Source organism: Actinomadura sp. NBRC 104425 (genome assembly GCF_030269545.1).
GTDB lineage: Bacteria > Actinomycetota > Actinomycetes > Streptosporangiales > Streptosporangiaceae > Spirillospora > Spirillospora keratinilytica.
This window is the reverse complement of the sequence record NZ_BSTN01000028.1, coordinates 37,177-52,664: the sequence shown is the minus strand read 5'-3', so window position 1 is coordinate 52,664 and position 15,488 is coordinate 37,177. Positions and strand designations below refer to the sequence as shown.

Annotated in this window: 14 protein-coding genes; 9 read left to right on the top strand and 5 right to left on the bottom strand. The window is 73.3% G+C overall.

Translation table 11 applies throughout. The features are described from left to right. Positions 1 to 14 precede the first annotated feature (14 nt). Entirely contained in the window at positions 15 to 1,823 is a 1,809-nt protein-coding gene (locus tag QSK22_RS28315) for a serine/threonine protein kinase (protein ID WP_285497473.1), read from the bottom strand. Between the two features lie 251 nt (positions 1,824 to 2,074). Here QSK22_RS28315 and QSK22_RS28310 point away from each other — a divergent pair, with 251 nt between their 5' ends. Beyond that, positions 2,075 to 2,512, top strand: a complete 438-nt coding sequence (locus QSK22_RS28310; RefSeq protein WP_285497472.1) for a sterol carrier family protein — start codon at positions 2,075 to 2,077, stop codon at positions 2,510 to 2,512. Positions 2,513 to 2,516: 4 nt separating this feature from the next. On the opposite strand, the gene QSK22_RS28305 is transcribed toward QSK22_RS28310, so the two are convergent. Further along, positions 2,517 to 2,882 carry a DUF4190 domain-containing protein gene (locus tag QSK22_RS28305; RefSeq protein ID WP_285497471.1) on the bottom strand — a complete coding sequence of 122 codons (366 nt, stop codon included), beginning with the start codon at positions 2,880 to 2,882 and terminating at the stop codon, positions 2,517 to 2,519. 252 nt (positions 2,883 to 3,134) lie between these two features. On the opposite strand from QSK22_RS28305, the gene QSK22_RS28300 reads away from it, so the two are divergent. From QSK22_RS28300 to QSK22_RS28285, 4 genes are all read left to right on the top strand, one after another. Continuing rightward, a complete protein-coding gene (locus tag QSK22_RS28300; RefSeq protein WP_285497470.1) occupies positions 3,135 to 5,417 on the top strand; it encodes a serine/threonine-protein kinase in 2,283 nt (760 codons plus the stop codon). A gap of 78 nt (positions 5,418 to 5,495) precedes the next feature. Continuing rightward, entirely contained in the window at positions 5,496 to 6,968 is a 1,473-nt protein-coding gene (purF, locus tag QSK22_RS28295; RefSeq protein ID WP_285497468.1) for an amidophosphoribosyltransferase, read from the top strand. 31 nt (positions 6,969 to 6,999) lie between these two features. Then, positions 7,000 to 8,028, top strand: a complete 1,029-nt coding sequence (gene purM, locus QSK22_RS28290) for a phosphoribosylformylglycinamidine cyclo-ligase (protein ID WP_285497467.1) — start codon at positions 7,000 to 7,002, stop codon at positions 8,026 to 8,028. A gap of 10 nt (positions 8,029 to 8,038) precedes the next feature. Next, positions 8,039 to 8,743 (top strand): SanA/YdcF family protein, encoded by a 705-nt coding sequence (locus QSK22_RS28285; protein ID WP_285497466.1) that lies wholly within the window; start codon positions 8,039 to 8,041, stop codon positions 8,741 to 8,743. Positions 8,744 to 8,822: 79 nt separating this feature from the next. Here QSK22_RS28285 and QSK22_RS28280 read toward each other — a convergent pair whose 3' ends face one another. Further along, positions 8,823 to 9,041, bottom strand: coding sequence for a DUF3073 domain-containing protein (locus QSK22_RS28280; RefSeq protein ID WP_285497465.1), 219 nt, complete (start codon positions 9,039 to 9,041; stop codon positions 8,823 to 8,825). A 377-nt stretch (positions 9,042 to 9,418) separates the two neighbouring features. Then, positions 9,419 to 10,501 carry a Leu/Phe/Val dehydrogenase gene (locus tag QSK22_RS28275; RefSeq protein WP_285497464.1) on the bottom strand — a complete coding sequence of 361 codons (1,083 nt, stop codon included), beginning with the start codon at positions 10,499 to 10,501 and terminating at the stop codon, positions 9,419 to 9,421. A gap of 148 nt (positions 10,502 to 10,649) precedes the next feature. Between QSK22_RS28275 and QSK22_RS28270 the strand changes: the two genes are divergently transcribed. Both QSK22_RS28270 and bldC read left to right on the top strand, forming a co-directional pair. Then, on the top strand, positions 10,650 to 11,561 hold the full coding sequence (locus QSK22_RS28270) for a DUF8083 family protein (RefSeq protein WP_285497463.1): 912 nt from the start codon (positions 10,650 to 10,652) through the stop codon (positions 11,559 to 11,561). 486 nt (positions 11,562 to 12,047) lie between these two features. Beyond that, positions 12,048 to 12,251 (top strand): developmental transcriptional regulator BldC, encoded by a 204-nt coding sequence (gene bldC, locus QSK22_RS28265; RefSeq protein ID WP_012850682.1) that lies wholly within the window; start codon positions 12,048 to 12,050, stop codon positions 12,249 to 12,251. Between the two features lie 400 nt (positions 12,252 to 12,651). On the opposite strand, the gene QSK22_RS28260 is transcribed toward bldC, so the two are convergent. Next, positions 12,652 to 13,344, bottom strand: coding sequence for a TetR/AcrR family transcriptional regulator (locus tag QSK22_RS28260; RefSeq protein WP_285497461.1), 693 nt, complete (start codon positions 13,342 to 13,344; stop codon positions 12,652 to 12,654). Positions 13,345 to 13,816: 472 nt separating this feature from the next. Here QSK22_RS28260 and QSK22_RS28255 point away from each other — a divergent pair, with 472 nt between their 5' ends. Together QSK22_RS28255 and QSK22_RS28250 are read left to right on the top strand one after the other, a co-directional pair. Next, positions 13,817 to 14,833, top strand: coding sequence for a LacI family DNA-binding transcriptional regulator (locus QSK22_RS28255; protein WP_285497460.1), 1,017 nt, complete (start codon positions 13,817 to 13,819; stop codon positions 14,831 to 14,833). 291 nt (positions 14,834 to 15,124) lie between these two features. Further along, the gene (locus QSK22_RS28250; RefSeq protein ID WP_285497459.1) at positions 15,125 to 15,361 is read left to right on the top strand and encodes a hypothetical protein; all 237 of its coding nucleotides are present in this window, start codon (positions 15,125 to 15,127) and stop codon (positions 15,359 to 15,361) included. Positions 15,362 to 15,488 lie beyond the last annotated feature (127 nt).

The following is a 15,488-nucleotide window of genomic DNA, read 5'->3' as shown; positions in this document are numbered from 1 at the left end:
GATACTCCCGCCCTTCAGCCGCGGGAGAGCCGGGCGTGATAAGTCGCCTTGCCGCTCGGGCTCGTCCACACGTACTGCAGCGTGCCGTCCTGCTGCCGGGTGATCTGCACGTTCCCGCTGGTGCACGGCTTGGCGATGGTCAGCGTCATGCGCAGCGTCCGGTTGGTGCCCTGCGTCAGCGTCAGCGTCCCCGAGCAGCGCTCCTTCGGGTAGAAGGCGCGGGCGGACGTCGCCCCGGACTCGAACTCCACCTCGATCGGGAACTGCGCCCCGCGCGCCGCGTTGATCGCCGTTCCCCGCCAGGAGCCCGCGAACGCCGGCGGGATTGCGGTGACCGGGCTGTCATCGCCGACCTGCGCCGCCGGATCGGTCTGCTGCGCATCCTCCGCCGTGTCGCCGCGGAACTGCGGCCACAGCACCAGCGCGATGATCGCGATGCCCACCAGCACGCCGATGACCAGCGACGCCGCCACGCCCAGCACATGGTTGCCGGGACGCGGCAGCGAGAGCCCGCCCGGCAGCCTGGGCAGGCGCAAGGCCGGTGCCGGACGCTCCGGCTCGGGCTCCAACTGCAGGATCGCCGTGGCGTTGTGCTCCGCGCCGGGCCGGCCGCCGCCTGGCGGGTCCATGCCGGGGATCAGGTGGGGCGTGGGCGCGGTCATGTCCGTCGCGGTGTCCTCGACGGACGACGTCGCCGGCAGGGCGGCCTGCGGCGGCAGCGCCTGCGTCGCGTCCCCGCCGGCGTCGTCCCGCGCCGGCGCGTGCACGGCGGCGGCACTGCCGAGCCCCCTGAGATCGGCGGCCTCGGGCGCCGCGGACGGCGGCTGCGCGGCGGGCGCCGGCGTCTGCGCGGCGGCGGGCGGCGGGGGCTGCACGGCGGCGGGGGCCTGCGTGGGAGGCGGCAGCTGCAGCGGCAGCACTTCCGGCGTGGTGACCACGGACGGCGCCGGCGCGCTCAGCAGGCGCTGCGCCTCGGACACCAGCGGCGGCGGCGTCCGCGACGTCAGCGTCCCGCTCTCGCCCAGCAGCCGGTCCAGGATCTCCACGGCCTCGGGACGGCTTCCCGGGTCCTTGGCCAGCGCGTCGGACACCACGTCCCGCAGCACCCCGGGCAGCGCCGACAGGTCCGGGTCGTCGTAGACGATCCGCTGCATGACCTCCGACGGCGAGCCCTCCCCGAACGGCGGCGCGCCCGAGGCCGCGAACAGCAGCGTGGCGGCCCAGGCGAACACGTCCGCGGCCGGCCCGATGCCGATCCCGCTGAGCTGCTCGGGCGCCTTGTAGGCCGGATCGTCGCTGACCCGCCCGGTCGGCGTTGCGCACACCGCCTCCAGCGCGCGCACCACGCCCAGGTCCGTCACCATGGGACCGTCCCGGCCCAGCAGCACGTTGCGCGGCTTGAGGTCGTGGTGCGCCGCCCCCGCCCGGTGCGCCGCCGCGACCGCGAGGATGGTGCCCGCGGCCAGCCGCTCCATCACCGCCCCGGCGCGCGGCCCCTCCTCGTCGACCAGCTGCTGCAGCGACGGGCCGTTGACGAACTCGCCGACCACGAACGGGCGGTCGCCCTCGACATCTGCGTCCAGGATCTCCGCGACGCACGGGCCCGTCACCCGGCGCGCCGGCGCCAGCGCGCCGGTGAACCGCGCCCGGGCCGCCGGCTCCCCGCTCAACCGCAGGTGCAGCAGCTTCACCGCGACCGAGCGCCCGACCGCGTCCCGGCCGAGGAACACCGTGCCCTGCTCGCCCACGCCCAGCCGACCGAGGATGTCGTGGCCGCCGATTCGTCGCGGATCACCGGGCTGCAGGGGCAGCGCCTCGGCCATCTTGCGAACCTCCGTGTCGTCGCGCCGGGCCTCCCCCCGGCATGCCCCCCGTCTCCTGCTCCTTCCACCGGCCGGGACACCGCCCCGGACCGCGCCCCCGCATCCGCCGTGTCGTGTTCCGTACCGCCCGTCGTGCCGTGGTCTGAACCGCTTCGTACCGACAAACCGTCACATTTTTACCGGGTTGCGGGCGTCCGCGGGCCCAAGTCCGCATCGCGACTCCGGCCTGTAACCCGGTAGCGTCGGTCCCGATGGCGCGACAACAACTCACCCGGGACGTCCTCAACGCACAGCGCACCGCGCTCGGTCTGCCTCCCCATACCGGCGGCGACGACCCCGCCGACCTGCGCCGCGCCGCGCTCGACACCGCGCTGGCCGCATACGCCGCGGGCACCGAACCGGCCCGCCCGGTCCTGCGCGGCGCCGTGCGGGAACTGCTCGACCGGATCGCCGCGCTCGCCCCCGGACGCTCCGTCGAGGTCCGGGTCCCGCCCTACGCCGCCGTGCAGTGCATCGCCGGGCCGCACCATACCCGGGGAACCCCGCCGAATGTGGTCGAGATGGACGCGTCCACCTTGATCGCCCTGGCCACCGGCGAGGTGACCTGGGCGGCCGCCGTCGACTCCGGCCGCGTCCGGGCCAGCGGCCCCCGCGCCGACCTGTCCGGCCTGCTCCCGCTCCCCGGATGAGCCCTCACGACCGCTGCTCGGCGAACGGGAACTCGCGCTCGACGCACTGCCGCCGAGCCGCGTCGTCGGGGTAACGACCCTTGTCGGCGCACTCGGCGGCCTTGGTCAGCAGGAAGAAGACCGCCACCCCGCCGATCGCCAGCGTCAGCGTCGAGCACACCACGCCCGCCACGGCCGTCGCCCGCCGCGGGCCGCGTGCCGCCGCCAGGATCCCGAGCACCATCCCGGCCAGCGCCATCGGCAACCCGAGCCCGCACAGCGCCAGCGCGGGCAGCCCGGCGATGCCGAGCACCAGCGACGCGACGGCCATGCCCCCGCGCTCGGACGGCGCGGCCGGCGGCGAGAACGTCTGGTAGCCCGGCATCGTCATCTGCGCTTCCTCCCCCGGTGTCGACCACCAGATTTCCGCGCCCACCCCTCCCCACGCCGCCGGAGGGGGTAAAGGTCGCTTAAGGAGTCCCCTCCGACCGGCAGACCCGCCGCACGTGATCGACATCACCGCCGGCCTCGTCACGCGAGCCTCACACGACGCGGTTGTGACGCTGTGTCGAACAAATGTCGCCGAACGGGTATCTCACTTGTCGCTCAATGAGCTTCCAGGGCCGAACGGACAGGAGGAGCGTTGGCAGGGGCATGGCGGATCGCCGGGTTCGAGGAACTGCGCGAGCTGGGCGCCGGAGGGCAGGGCCGGGTCGTGCTGGCCCGGCACGAGGAGACGGGCACGCCCGTCGCGATCAAGTACGTGCGGGCGGACGCGAGGCAGAAAAAGCTGCTGCGGCACGAGGCCATCCTGCTCGGCCGGGTGGACGACCCCCACGTCGCGCGGCTGTACCGGCTGGTGGAGAGCGAGCACGGCGCGGCGATCGTGATGGAGGCGATCGACGGGGTCTCCCTCAAGAAGGTCCTCGAACGCCACGGCGCGCTGGAGCCGGAGGCCGCCCTGCTGGTGATGAAGGGCTCGCTGCTCGGGCTGGCCGCCGCGCACCGCGTCGGCGTGGTGCACCGCGACTACAAGCCCGCCAACGTGGTGGTGCGCGCCGACGGGCTGAGCAAGCTGATCGACTTCGGCATCGCGGTTCTGGTGGGCGAGGGCGACGCGTCCGGCACGCCCCGCTACATGGCGCCCGAGCAGTGGCGCGGCGAACCGGCCGTCCCGGCCACCGACGTCTACGCCGCCACCTGCGTGTTCTTCGAGTGCCTGACCGGACGGCGCCCGTTCCGCGGGGATACGAGGGCGGCGTTGCGAGAGGCGCACCTGAACGCGCCCCCTCCGGTGGAGGAGGCGCCCGAGCACGTCCGCGATCTGGTCGCCCGCGGCATGGCCAAGTCCGCCGAGGAACGGCCCGGTGATGCCGCCGGGTTCGTCCAGGAGCTGGAGGTCGTCGCGACCGCCGCGTACGGGCCGGATTGGGAGACCCGTGCCGTTCGTGCCCTGGCGGGTGCGGCCGCCGCCCTGGCGTCCTTGTTCCCGCTGGCCGCAGCGCTACTGCCGTCCACCGGCGGTGGGGCCGCTGCAGGTGGCGGCGTGGCCGGTGGTGCCGCAGGCAGTGGCGGTGCGGTTGGAGGTGCCGCAGGGGGCGGGGTCGCGTCTGGTAGCGCTGCGAGTGGGGCGGCTGCTTCCGGCGGCGCCGGTGGTGCTGCGCATGGGGCGGCCGCTTCCAGCGGGGTTGCCTCCGGTGGTGGTGCCGCGGGCGGCGGGGGTGCAGCTGGTGGTGCCGCAGGGGGCGGGGCGGCCTCAGGTAGCGGCGGCGTGGTCACGTCCGGTGGTGCTGCGTCCAGCGGCGGTACTGGCGGTGGGGCTGTAAGCGGGGCGACCGCGTCCGGCAGCGGGAGTGCAGGTGGGGCGGCTGCGTCTGGCGGTGGGAGCGCGGGGGGCTATTCGGTTGCTGGGAGCGCGCAGCCTGCGGGCGGTACTTCCGGTGCCGGGGTCCACGCGACGGCCAGCCACGCTTCGGGATCCGCTGGCGGGACGGCCGCGAGCGGAGGCGCGGGCGGGTCAGCGACGGGCGGCGGCATGGCGACCGCAGCCGGGGCCGCGGGGGCGAAGGGCGGCGCCGGTGTCGCGATCGCGGCGGGCGTGGCCGGAGTCGCGCTGGTGGTGGGCGGCGGAGCCGCGGTCGTCACCCTCAAGAAGGACAGCGGGACGGTGGCCGACCGGCCTCCGGCCACGGCCAGCGCTCCGGCGCGCCCCGTCGCGGCCGTGATCGCCGAACAGCGGCAGACGCTCAGCGACCGGAAGGTCGAGGTGCGCGCGCAGTACGCGCGGCTCAGCGGCCCCGTGGACCCGGCCGTCCGGCAACGCGCGGACCAGGCGCTGCGCGCCCCGCTCGACTGGACGATCCTGCGCGTCCAGCCGAACAGCACCGAAGAGCGCGCCGCGTGCACGAAGAAGTCCGTGGCGTCCATGACCGCCCGCATCGGCGTCAACGGGCCGTCGCTGGTCTCGGTGATGTACTCCAACTCCAGCACGGTCTGCTGGCCCGCGAACGGGAAGGTTCCCGGATGGGCCGTCACCGTCGACCTGAAGACGGGCCGCGCCTACACCGCCGAGGACATCCTCAAGCCGGAGACGCTCACCGGACCGGGCATCCGTACCCTCCTGAGCAGGATGACCGTTAAGCGCGAGCCTCTCAAGAGCGAGCCGTACTGGGGGCCGGATGGGTGCATGGCAGACGAGTACCCCGACCGCTCTGACTTCTTCCCCAAGCGAATGGACTTGGGCCCAGAAGAGGCCGCGTGGGCGGAGCGGTTTCCCCCGTTGATCACCGTCTTCCTGGCTGCTGACCACATCGAGGTGCACACGGACGAGGAGGGCAGTGCCTGCCCGGGCGAGACGCGCACCGCGCCGTACGCCAAGGTGCGGGACCTGCTCAACCCGGAAATCGTCGGCAAGCTGCCCGGATGACCCGCGAAACGGCCATTTTGGACACAGTTGGGCAGTCAGGCTGATGGAGCAGGGGAGCGGGGCATCTAGACTGTCTGGGTGCCTCATGGTGATGGACGTCTGAGCCACGACATCGATCCCCTCGACCGCTCCCCCCAGGACGCCTGCGGAGTGTTCGGGGTCTGGGTGCGCCCGGACTCGGCGGCCCGTGCGGAGGTGAGCAAGCTCGCCTACTACGGGCTGTACGCGTTGCAGCACCGCGGGCAGGAGTCCGCCGGCATCGCGGTCAGCGACGGGTCGCGGATCGTGGTGTTCAAGGACATGGGCCTGGTGTCGCAGGTCTTCGACGAGTCGGTGCTCAACACGCTGCGCGGCCACATCGCCGTCGGGCACTGCCGGTACTCCACCACGGGCTCGCCGACGTGGGAGAACGCCCAGCCGACGTTCCGGTCCACCGAGGCCGGGGGGCTGGCGCTGACGCACAACGGCAACCTGATCAACACCCCGGAGCTGGCCGCGCGGCTGGAGCCCGGCGTGCTGACCGCCACCACCGACACCGAGGTGCTGACGGCGCTGCTGGCCGCGCACGGCACGCTGGCCGACGGCGGCGACCCGCTCGCCGCGGCCCGGAAGATCCTGCCGGACGCCCGGGGTGCCTACTCGCTGGTCTTCATGGACGAGCAGACGCTGTACGCCGCGCGCGACCCCGAGGGCATCCGGCCGCTGGTGCTCGGCCGCCTGGAGGACCTCGGCGGCTGGGTGGTGGCGTCCGAGACCGCCGCCCTGGACATCGTCGGCGCCGCGTTCGTCCGCGAGATCGAACCCGGCGAGCTGGTCGCGATCGACGGGCAGGGGGTGCGGTCGGAGCGGTTCGCCGAGCCGCGGCCCAAGGGCTGCCTGTTCGAGTACGTCTACCTGGCGCGGCCCGACACCGCGATCGCCGGGCGCAGCGTGCAGGCCACCCGGGTCGAGGTGGGCCGCCGGCTGGCCCGCGAGCACCCCGCGGAGGCCGACCTGGTCATCCCGACGCCCGAGTCGGGCACCCCCGCGGCGATCGGGTACGCCGAGGCGTCCGGCATCCCCTACGGCCAGGGGCTGGTGAAGAACTCCTACGTCGGCCGGACGTTCATCCAGCCGTCCCAGACCATCCGCCAGCTCGGCATCCGGCTCAAGCTGAACCCGCTGCGCGAGGCCATCGCGGGCAAGCGCTTGGTGGTGGTGGACGACTCGATCGTGCGCGGCAACACCCAGCGGGCGATCGTGGCGATGCTGCGGGACGCGGGCGCCGCCGAGGTGCATGTGCGGATCTCCAGCCCGCCGGTGGCCTGGCCGTGCTTCTACGGCATCGACTTCGCCACCCGCGCCGAGCTGATCGCCGGGAACCTGTCGGTGGAGGAGATCCGCGACTCCATCGGCGCCGACAGCCTCGGCTACATCTCGCTGGACGCGCTGATCGCCGCGTCCCGGGTGCCGAAGGACCGGCTGTGCCGCGCCTGCTTCGACGGGGTCTACCCCATTCCGGTGGACGAGGACGCCCGGGGCAAGCACCTGCTGGAGCCGTCCCGCTCGTGACCTGTCCGCAGCGCGACGATCGAAGGGAAAGATGAGCACCTCCTACGAGGCGGCCGGGGTCGACATCGCGGCCGGCGAGCGGGCCGTCGAGCTGATGAAGGCGCGCGTGGCGCGGTCACGGCGGCCGGAGGTCGTGGACGACGCCAGCGGGTTCGCCGGGCTGTTCGACGCCTCGGCGCTGGCCCGCTACCGCAGGCCCCTGCTGGCCACGTCCACCGACGGCGTCGGCACCAAGGTCGATCTGGCCCGCCGCCTGGGCGTCTACGACACCGTCGGGCACGACCTGGTCGGCATGGTGGTCGACGACCTGGCGGTGTGCGGGGCCGAGCCGCTGTTCATGACCGACTACGTCGCCTGCGGCAAGGTCGTCCCGGAGCGGATCGCCGACATCGTCGGCGGCATCGCCGACGCCTGCGCGCTGGCCGGGTGCGCCCTGGTCGGCGGGGAGACCGCCGAGCATCCCGGCCTGCTGGAGCCGGACGAGTTCGACCTGGCGGGCGCCGCCACCGGCGTGGTGGAGGCCGACGAGCTGCTCGGCCCGGACCGGGTCCGGCCGGGGGACGCGGTGCTGGGCCTGGCGTCGTCCGGCATCCACGCCAACGGGTACTCGCTCGTCCGGCACATCCTCGCCACCACCGGGCTGTCGCTGGACGCGACGCCCGCCGAGCTGGACCGGCCGCTCGGCGAGGAGCTGCTCACCCCCACCCGCATCTACGCCCAGGACTGCCTGGCGCTGGCCAGGGCGGGCGGCGTACGGGCGTTCGCCCACATCACCGGCGGCGGCCTGGCGGGCAACCTGGCGCGGTCGCTGCCCGGCACGGCCGACGCGGTGCTGAGCCGCTCGTCCTGGACGGTCCCGCCGATCTTCGAGGTGCTGCGGGCGCACGGCCGGGTCCCCGACGCCGAGATGGACAAGACCTTCAACCTGGGCGTCGGCATGGTCGCGATCGTGGCGCCCGACCGGGCCGACGCCGCGCTGGAGCTGCTGGCCGGACGCGGCGTGCCCGCCTGGGTGCTCGGCGAGATCGTCCCCGGCACCGGCGCCGTCCACCTGTCCTGACGCCCACCCGTTGCGGGTCTTCGAGCGCTGGCGGGGTGCCGTCGCACCCGCCGTGATCAAGAGCCTGGTGTTCCGCTGGCGTGCGCCGCTGGCGGTGCTGGCCGGGCTGGCGGCCTACGCGGTGCTGGCGCCGCCGGCCTGGGCGTACGCGGCGACCGGCGACCGCCGCACCGGGCCCGGCGACGTGCCGCAGACGCCGGTCGCGCTGGTGCTGGGGGCGGGCATCCGGGACGGACGGCCGACGGCGCTGCTGGCCCGGCGCCTGGAACTGGCCGCCGACCTGTACCGGCGCGGCAAGGTGCGGGTGCTGCTGGTGTCGGGCGACAACCGGACCCGCGGCTACGACGAGCCGACCGTGATGCGCGACCACCTGGTGGCCCTCGGCGTGCCCGAACGCAGGATCGTCCGCGACTTCGCCGGGCTCGATACGTGGGCGTCCTGCGTCCGCGCCAAGCGGATCTTCGGGGTGGAGCGTGTGACAGTGGTCACGCAGAACTTCCACCTGCCGCGTGCCGTGGCGCTGTGCCGGGCCGCCGGCCTGGACGCGTGGGGCGTCGGCGACGGCAGCATGGCCGCCCGCCCGGGGCCGACGGCGTTCGGTTACGCGCGTGAACCGCTGGCGATGCTCAAGGCCGTGGCCACGCTGGCGATCCGCCCCGACCCGGCCGTCATGGGCCGCCCCGAGCCCGGCGTCCGGCAGGCCCTGGAGGGCTAGGGCCGGGACGGCGGGAGGCGCGGGTAAAAAACAGCGCCACCGCCCGGTGGTGCCGCGGGCGGTGGCGCAGTGTCAAAGATCAACGGGCGGAGGTGCCGTCCTTGCGGTCCTCGGTGCCGTAGTCGTCTGCGTAGTCGGCGTACTTCTCGGCGAGATCGTCGTAGTCGTAGGAGTCGTCGCCGGGGGAGTCGGACACTCCCAGCTCGCTCTTCAGGCGGTCGAGGTCCGTGTTGCCGGTCCGGTACTTGAGCTGCCGGGCAACCTTCACCTGCTTGGCCTTGGCTCGGCCGCGACCCATTGGCTCGACCCCCTCGATGGTCAGGGCTTATGTGGGCCCATCAACGCGCGCGTCCTACACACGAACCGGTGCCTGATGAGCCATGCGTCAGTCACGGGTACAACCGTACCCGTTTTGCGCCCGGCTCGGTACATCGTCGGTACGTGGCGCACGCCCCTAACGGCGAACTCCAGTGTATCCGGTGGTTGCGAGTTCACCGATCCAAGCCGACACGCCACCAACGAACCGCAACCTGCCGGTTCGCGTTGCCGGGAGCCTCCGGTCGCGCGGCGCGGCGCGGCGCCGCGGAGTCGTCAGCGAAATCCAAAGGCGACTTCAAAGCGCGACCTGCCCGGGTGGGACCGGGCAGGTCGGCCGGAGTCCGTCGGGACGCAGGGTCAGAGCAGGATTGCGCGCAGTCGGCCGATCTCGGACATGCGGCGCTCGGCGAGCCGGTCGGCCGCGGCGGCCGGGGGCACGCCCTCGTCCGCGGCCAGCGCGAAGATCCGCTTGGTGGTCTCGTAGATGCCCGAGGCGCGGGACTTGGCGCGGTCGAAGTCGAAGCCGCCGATCTCGTCGGCGACCTGGATCACACCGCCGGAGTTGACCACGTAGTCGGGGGCGTACAGCACGCCGCGGTCGGCCAGCCGCTTCTCGATCCCCGGGTGCGCCAGCTGGTTGTTGGCCGCCCCGCAGACGATCTTGGCGGTGAGCACGGGCACGGTGTCGTCGTCGAGCGACCCGCCCAGCGCGCAGGGCGCGTACACGTCCAGGTCGGTGCGGATCAGGGCGTGGCTGTCGGCGACGACCTCCACCTCGGGGTGCCGGGCCCGGACCCGCTCCACCGCCGCCTCGCTGACGTCGCAGATCACCACCTCGGCGCCGTCCTCGCGCAGGTGCTCCACCAGCCGGTGCCCCACCTTGCCGACGCCCTCGACGCCCACCCGCCGGCCGCGCAGCGTGGGGGAGCCCCACACCGTCTCGGCGGCGGCGCGCATGCCCTGGAACACCCCGTAGGCGGTCAGCACGGACGAGTCGCCGGCGCCGCCGTTGGCCGTGGTCCGTCCGGTCACAAAACGCGACTCGCGGGCGATCACGTCCATGTCCTCGCTGTAGGTGCCCACGTCGCAGGCGGTGTAGTAGCGGCCGTTCAGCGACTGCACGAACCGGCCGTAGGCGCGCAGCAGCGCCTCGGTCTTGTCGACGGCCGGGTCGCCGATGATCACGGCCTTGCCGCCGCCGTGGTCCAGCCCGGCCAGGGCGTTCTTGTACGCCATGCCCCGGGACAGGTTCAGCACGTCGGCCAGCGCCTCGTCCTCGGACCGGTACGGGTAGAAGCGGGTGCCGCCCAGCGCAGGGCCGAGCGCGGTGGAGTAGATCGCGATGATCGCGCGCAGGCCGCTGGCCTCGTCCTGGCAGAAGACGACCTGCTCGTGACGGGGTTCTGCGCCCTTGTGGGGCGTCCCGAAGACATTAGGCACGGTAGTGCCCTCCTCTCTGTCTTGAGATCAGATTAGGACTGGTCGCGGCCCTGTGGCGCCCGCCCAGCCTGCCGGGTTCGCGTAACGCGCCGATCTCGGCGGCGCGGTGGTGCCAGTGGTTCGGTGTGCCTCGTGTCACGATGCGGTGGTGCTGCCATACGCCGCGTACCTACGGGTATATGAGCCGGTGACCGCCTTCCCCGAGCCTGCGCGGACGCTGTGGACCGCCTACGCCGAGTCCAGGCGGCGCCCCAGACGGGTCCGCGCCCTGGCGGTCGAGCACCTGCAGGCGCTGCAGCGTCTGACGGCAGACCCCCCGGAGCTGGCCCCCGAGCTGGAGAGCCAGGACGCCTACGTGCGGCGGTCCGGCGACGCCATCTACGTCTGCCCCTGGGGGACGCGCCTGCGGTCGTGGCTGGCCTACGAGCGCTTCCGGGAGCGGACCCCCGCCCGGCTGGTGCCGATGTTCGCGCCGCCCGCCGAAACCGAGCGCGTGGAGCGCGACTTCGAACGCTGGAAGCGGACCGGGCGCACCCTGCGGCCGCACATCCTGACGAGCACCTGGCACGTGCCGCCCACCTGGTTCGTGCCGTTCGCCCCGGCCGAGCGGTGCCTGCTGCTCGGGGACGGCACCGCCGGCAAGGGGCACTCCGCCCCCGCGGCGCCGGAACACGCCGGGTGCGGGCCGACGACGGCGGCGACGGCGCGGACCCTCATCTACGTGACGGCGATGGCCGAGGCGCGCCGACGGGTGGAGGTGGCACTGCGGATCGTCCGCACGCGCCCCGTCGACGGCGAGCCGGTCACGCTGGGTGAGGGGCGGCTGGAGGAGCTGGGCAGGTGGCTGTCGGGGTTCCATCCTCGTTCCCTGGTGGAACTGGATTATGGCGGTCTGGTTCACCTGGTGGACGACCGGTGGCTGCACGCCGACGCGTCGGTGGCCGAGACCGCGGTGGCGCTGGCCGCCCTGGAGCGGGGGGAGGTGGAGCTCGCGGTGGCGATGTCCACCCGCCTGCTCGACCGCTGGCGCCCCGTGCGGGCCCTCGAATCGGCGAACTGAGCAGGGAAACCGCCGCGGCCGCGGGTCGTCGGGGCGGGCGCCGGTGGGCCGCCGTCCGCCCCGCTAGGCTGCTCGGAGCGGAGGGGGTCCGAGGGTGTGTCCTTCTGGTAAGGAGAGTGGCGACACACGCGCTCAGACCGGTGGATTCGGGCGCTCAGCGCCCTGCGTCCGGCCGCGTGACCGGCCTCCGACACGGCGTCGCGAGGACGAGATTGAACAAATTTCCCGAATCCGCGCGCGATACGACTATACGTGTCGCTAGAATCACGCAGCGTGACCCAGTTGCCGCCGTGCGCGCATCGCGCCCCGTCTTCGCGGGGATGTTCCCACGCAACTACCGCCAGGAACTTGCTTGTTGCGTTGAGTGGTGGCAAGGTTACACGTTGTGATGTCATAGTGGCTCTTTCGGGCCATAGGGGACATCAGTGACCGCGAGGTTCAATCGCAGGATCGCTGTCATCGGTCCACGGAGGAGAGGCCGCACACATGTCAGCACGTACGCCAGAGGCCGAGCCCCTGCTGACGCCGGCAGAGGTGGCGACGATGTTCCGCGTCGACCCCAAGACCGTCACGCGGTGGGCGAAGGCCGGGAAGTTGACCTCCATTCGCACCCTGGGGGGACACCGGCGCTACCGCGAGGCGGAGGTGCGGGCGCTGCTGGCGGGTATCCCGCAGCAGCGTTCGGAGTAGCACGTTCCGATCGGCGGGCCCCTGTGTCGACCGGGGCCGGGGCAGCGGGGGCAGGTACCCCGCGACGGTAGCGGTCGACCCGGGGATGCGGGGGTCTCCCCCGCAGCGGTGGCGGTGAGCCGACGGCGCGGGGACGCGTCTCCCGCGGCGGCCATGGCTGACCGCGGCCGTAGGGGGTTCTCACGGTCCATACCGCCCGCCGGACGCACACACGGCACCAACAGTGGGGGGCGGCCAGGAGGCCGCTGAACAGCCGAGTGGTCTGTTCAGGGGTCCCCTGGGCGAGGCCCAGGACCACAACGGCGTGGTCCTGGGCCATCTCACCATTCACGCATTTCACGTATGCGTGTTACGTGCGTGTCACGTATGCGTGCCCGCGGACGGCCGAAAGGCCGGGGGGTCAGCGGTCCGGGCCGAGTTCTTCCTGGGACATCCGGTCGAACAGCTCGGCGGTGACCGGGTCGTGCCGTCCCGCGGCGCGCAGCATGACGACCCACTGGTCCACCAGCAGCCCTTCCAGCTCGGCGCGCCCGATGTCGCGGTGCTCCAGCCAGTCCAACGCGGCCGTTTCGACGACGGCCATCCACGACCGCAGGGTGATGCGCAGCACCGGGCTGGGCTCCTCGATGCCGACCGTGTGCAGGATGCGGTCGAGCAGCAGCCGGCGCACGTTCTCCACGATCTCGCCGACCTCGCCGGAGCGGTCGGCCGGGCCGCCGCGCAGCAGCGCCGTGTAGCCCGCCGCGTGGTCCTCCACGAAGTCGAAGTAGCGTTTGAGGGAGATCCGCAGCCGGTCCAGCGGCTTGCCCTCGGTCGGCGGCTCCAGCAGCACCGACAGCCGCCGCGCCGCGCTGTTGAGCGCCGCCAGGTACAGCTCCTGCTTGCCGCCGAAGTAGTGGTACACCAGTGCCCGGGAAGCGCCCGCTGCCGCCGCGACGTCGTCGATGGACACGTCCTCGGGGGGCCGCGTGCTGAACAGCCCGAGCGCCGCCTCTATCAACTCGTCCCTGCGCTCGTCGACGCTGAGCCTGCGCCGGCTGCGCCGGGAACGTTCGGTGCGCGTCTCCGCGTCGGTCACCGCGTGTTCTGCCACCCGGGCAGCGTATCCGAGCGCGACGCCCCCTTCGGCGCCGTGCAACGGCCCCGACCTGGGCGATCGCCGTGTTGTGATGCAGAACACCACAGCCCCGAACTGCCATTGGCGGCAGCCCGTTACTCCCCGTCGCGACGATATCGGGCGAAGGCGAGGCATCATGGCATCTCCTCCCGAGTGAGGAAGGCGCACCGGCTCCCGCGCACCCACCCCCGCGGGGCTCTGGGGCGCCGTGGCGGCAGGTCCTGCAGGCCCCCCTGGACGGAGTGCCATGTCAGCTGGTGAAGGAAAATCCCCGCGCAACGAGAGGTCGGGGCCGCGGTTCGGCGAGTCCCCGGCGCCGCCCGGTGAAGAGCCTCCGGCGCCACGCGGCGCCGGGTCGCCGCGGCGGCCCGGCGGTCAGGTGCCGCCGCCGCGCGACGGCGGGCCGTCCGCCGGAGCCCGGCGGGGCCGTGCGGGCGGGGGACGCGCGGTGCCGCCCGCCCCGAACGCGCCCAAGCCCACCATCCGCAACGTCGCCGAGCGCGCGGGCGTGTCCAAATCGCTGGTGTCGCTGGTTATGCGCGGGTCGCCGCACGTCAGCGAGCGGCGCCGGCAGGCCGTGCTGCAGGCGGCGCGCGAACTCGGCTACCGGCCCAACGCCGTGGCCCGCAGCCTGGTGGAGGGCCGTACCAGGCTGATCGGCGCCATCGTGGCCGACCTGCACAACCCGTTCTTCGCCGAGTTCCTCGACGGGCTGCAGGAGACCCTGCACGGCGAGGGTTTGCGCATGCTGGTCGGCAGCGGCCGCTGGGACCCGATGTTCGAGGCCGAGGCGGTCGAGGCGTTCCTGGAGATGCGGGTGGACGGCCTGGTGCTGCTCAGCGTCGTGCCCGAGTCGCTGAAGGAGGCCGCCGCCAGCGTCCCGGTGGTGGTGGTCGGCGAACGCGACGTCAGCGGCGTCGACATCGTCGTCGACGACGACGAGCTCGGCGCCAGCTTGGCCGTCGACCACCTGGTGGAGCTGGGGCACCGGCGCATCGCCCACATCGAGGGCGCGCGCTCCACCACGGCCCGCTACCGCCGCGCCGGATACGAGAAGGCCATGCGGCGGCACGGCCTCGACGATCAGATCCTGGTGGAGCGGGGCGACTTCACCGAGGAGGGCGGCTATCTGGCCGCCCGCGCGCTGCTGACCCGCAATCCGCGCCCGACCGCCATCTTCGCGCCCAACGACCTGGTGGCCACCGGGGTGCTGTCGGCCGCCGACGAGCTGGCGATGCCGGTGCCCGAGCAGGTGTCGATCGTCGGATACGACAACACGCACCTGGCGGCGATCCGGCACATCTCGCTGACCAGCGTCGACCAGCCGCGCCGCGACATGGGCCGGGTCGCGGCCGAGCTGCTCACCGCCCGGATCGAGGACCCCACCCGGGTGGCCCGGCAGAACCTGGTCGTCCCCCATCTGGTGGTCCGCTCCACGACGGGGCCCGTTCCCGCCGGAGTGTGACCTAAGGGACGTCCGGCCCGGTGCGTCGTCGCCCCGGCGCGCCGGGCCGGGCTCGCGCACGCCGAGTGGGGCGGCGCGCGTCCCGGCAGGCCATGGGTTCGCTAGGCGTTGCTAATGCCACGGAAAAGCCTGTCGTAATCACCCGGCCGGAGGGTGACGCGAAGGGGTTAATGGGTGGCACCGTTCGGTGGGTCGGAGGCGGGGGACCGCTGCTCCGGCCGGACCCGCGGCCGGCAGGAGGGCCCGCCGAGGAACACGGGCAGAAATCGTTCACCCAGGGGGGTTCACGCCGTGCGTGATCCGGAATTGGTGTCGTGCGCGCAGCGCGCGGCGAGCGAGCTGGAACGCGCGTGGGCGCAGTGGCGGCATGCGCGCGGGCTGGCCGAGCAGGTGTCGGAGTCCGTCGCCAGCTACGTGGCCCACTCGATCGACCACCCGTGGGGGCGTCCCCGCGTGGTGCTGGGCCTGGACGCGGACGAGGCCCGCGCGCTCGCCGCGCTTCTCGGCAAGGAGAACGCGCTCCGCTGACCGATCGGGGGGACCGCGGCCGCGCGGGGTGGGAGGCCCGCGCGGCCGCGCCGCCGTTTGACGAACGGCCGTGTGCGTGCAGACTGGCAGGGTCGGTAACGAGCGCATCACGGGGAGACGGCCGTTG

What these genes read in the sequence shown, in the direction of transcription:
- purM (WP_285497467.1), top strand. Translation starts at nt 7,000, where the DNA reads ATGAGCACCTCCTACGAGGCGGCCGGGGTCGACATCGCGGCCGGCGAG.
- QSK22_RS28305 (WP_285497471.1), bottom strand. Translation starts at nt 2,882, where the DNA reads ATGACGATGCCGGGCTACCAGACGTTCTCGCCGCCGGCCGCGCCGTCC.
- bldC (WP_012850682.1), top strand. Translation starts at nt 12,048, where the DNA reads ATGTCAGCACGTACGCCAGAGGCCGAGCCCCTGCTGACGCCGGCAGAG.
- QSK22_RS28280 (WP_285497465.1), bottom strand. Translation starts at nt 9,041, where the DNA reads ATGGGTCGCGGCCGAGCCAAGGCCAAGCAGGTGAAGGTTGCCCGGCAG.
- QSK22_RS28315 (WP_285497473.1), bottom strand. Translation starts at nt 1,823, where the DNA reads ATGGCCGAGGCGCTGCCCCTGCAGCCCGGTGATCCGCGACGAATCGGC.
- QSK22_RS28310 (WP_285497472.1), top strand. Translation starts at nt 2,075, where the DNA reads ATGGCGCGACAACAACTCACCCGGGACGTCCTCAACGCACAGCGCACC.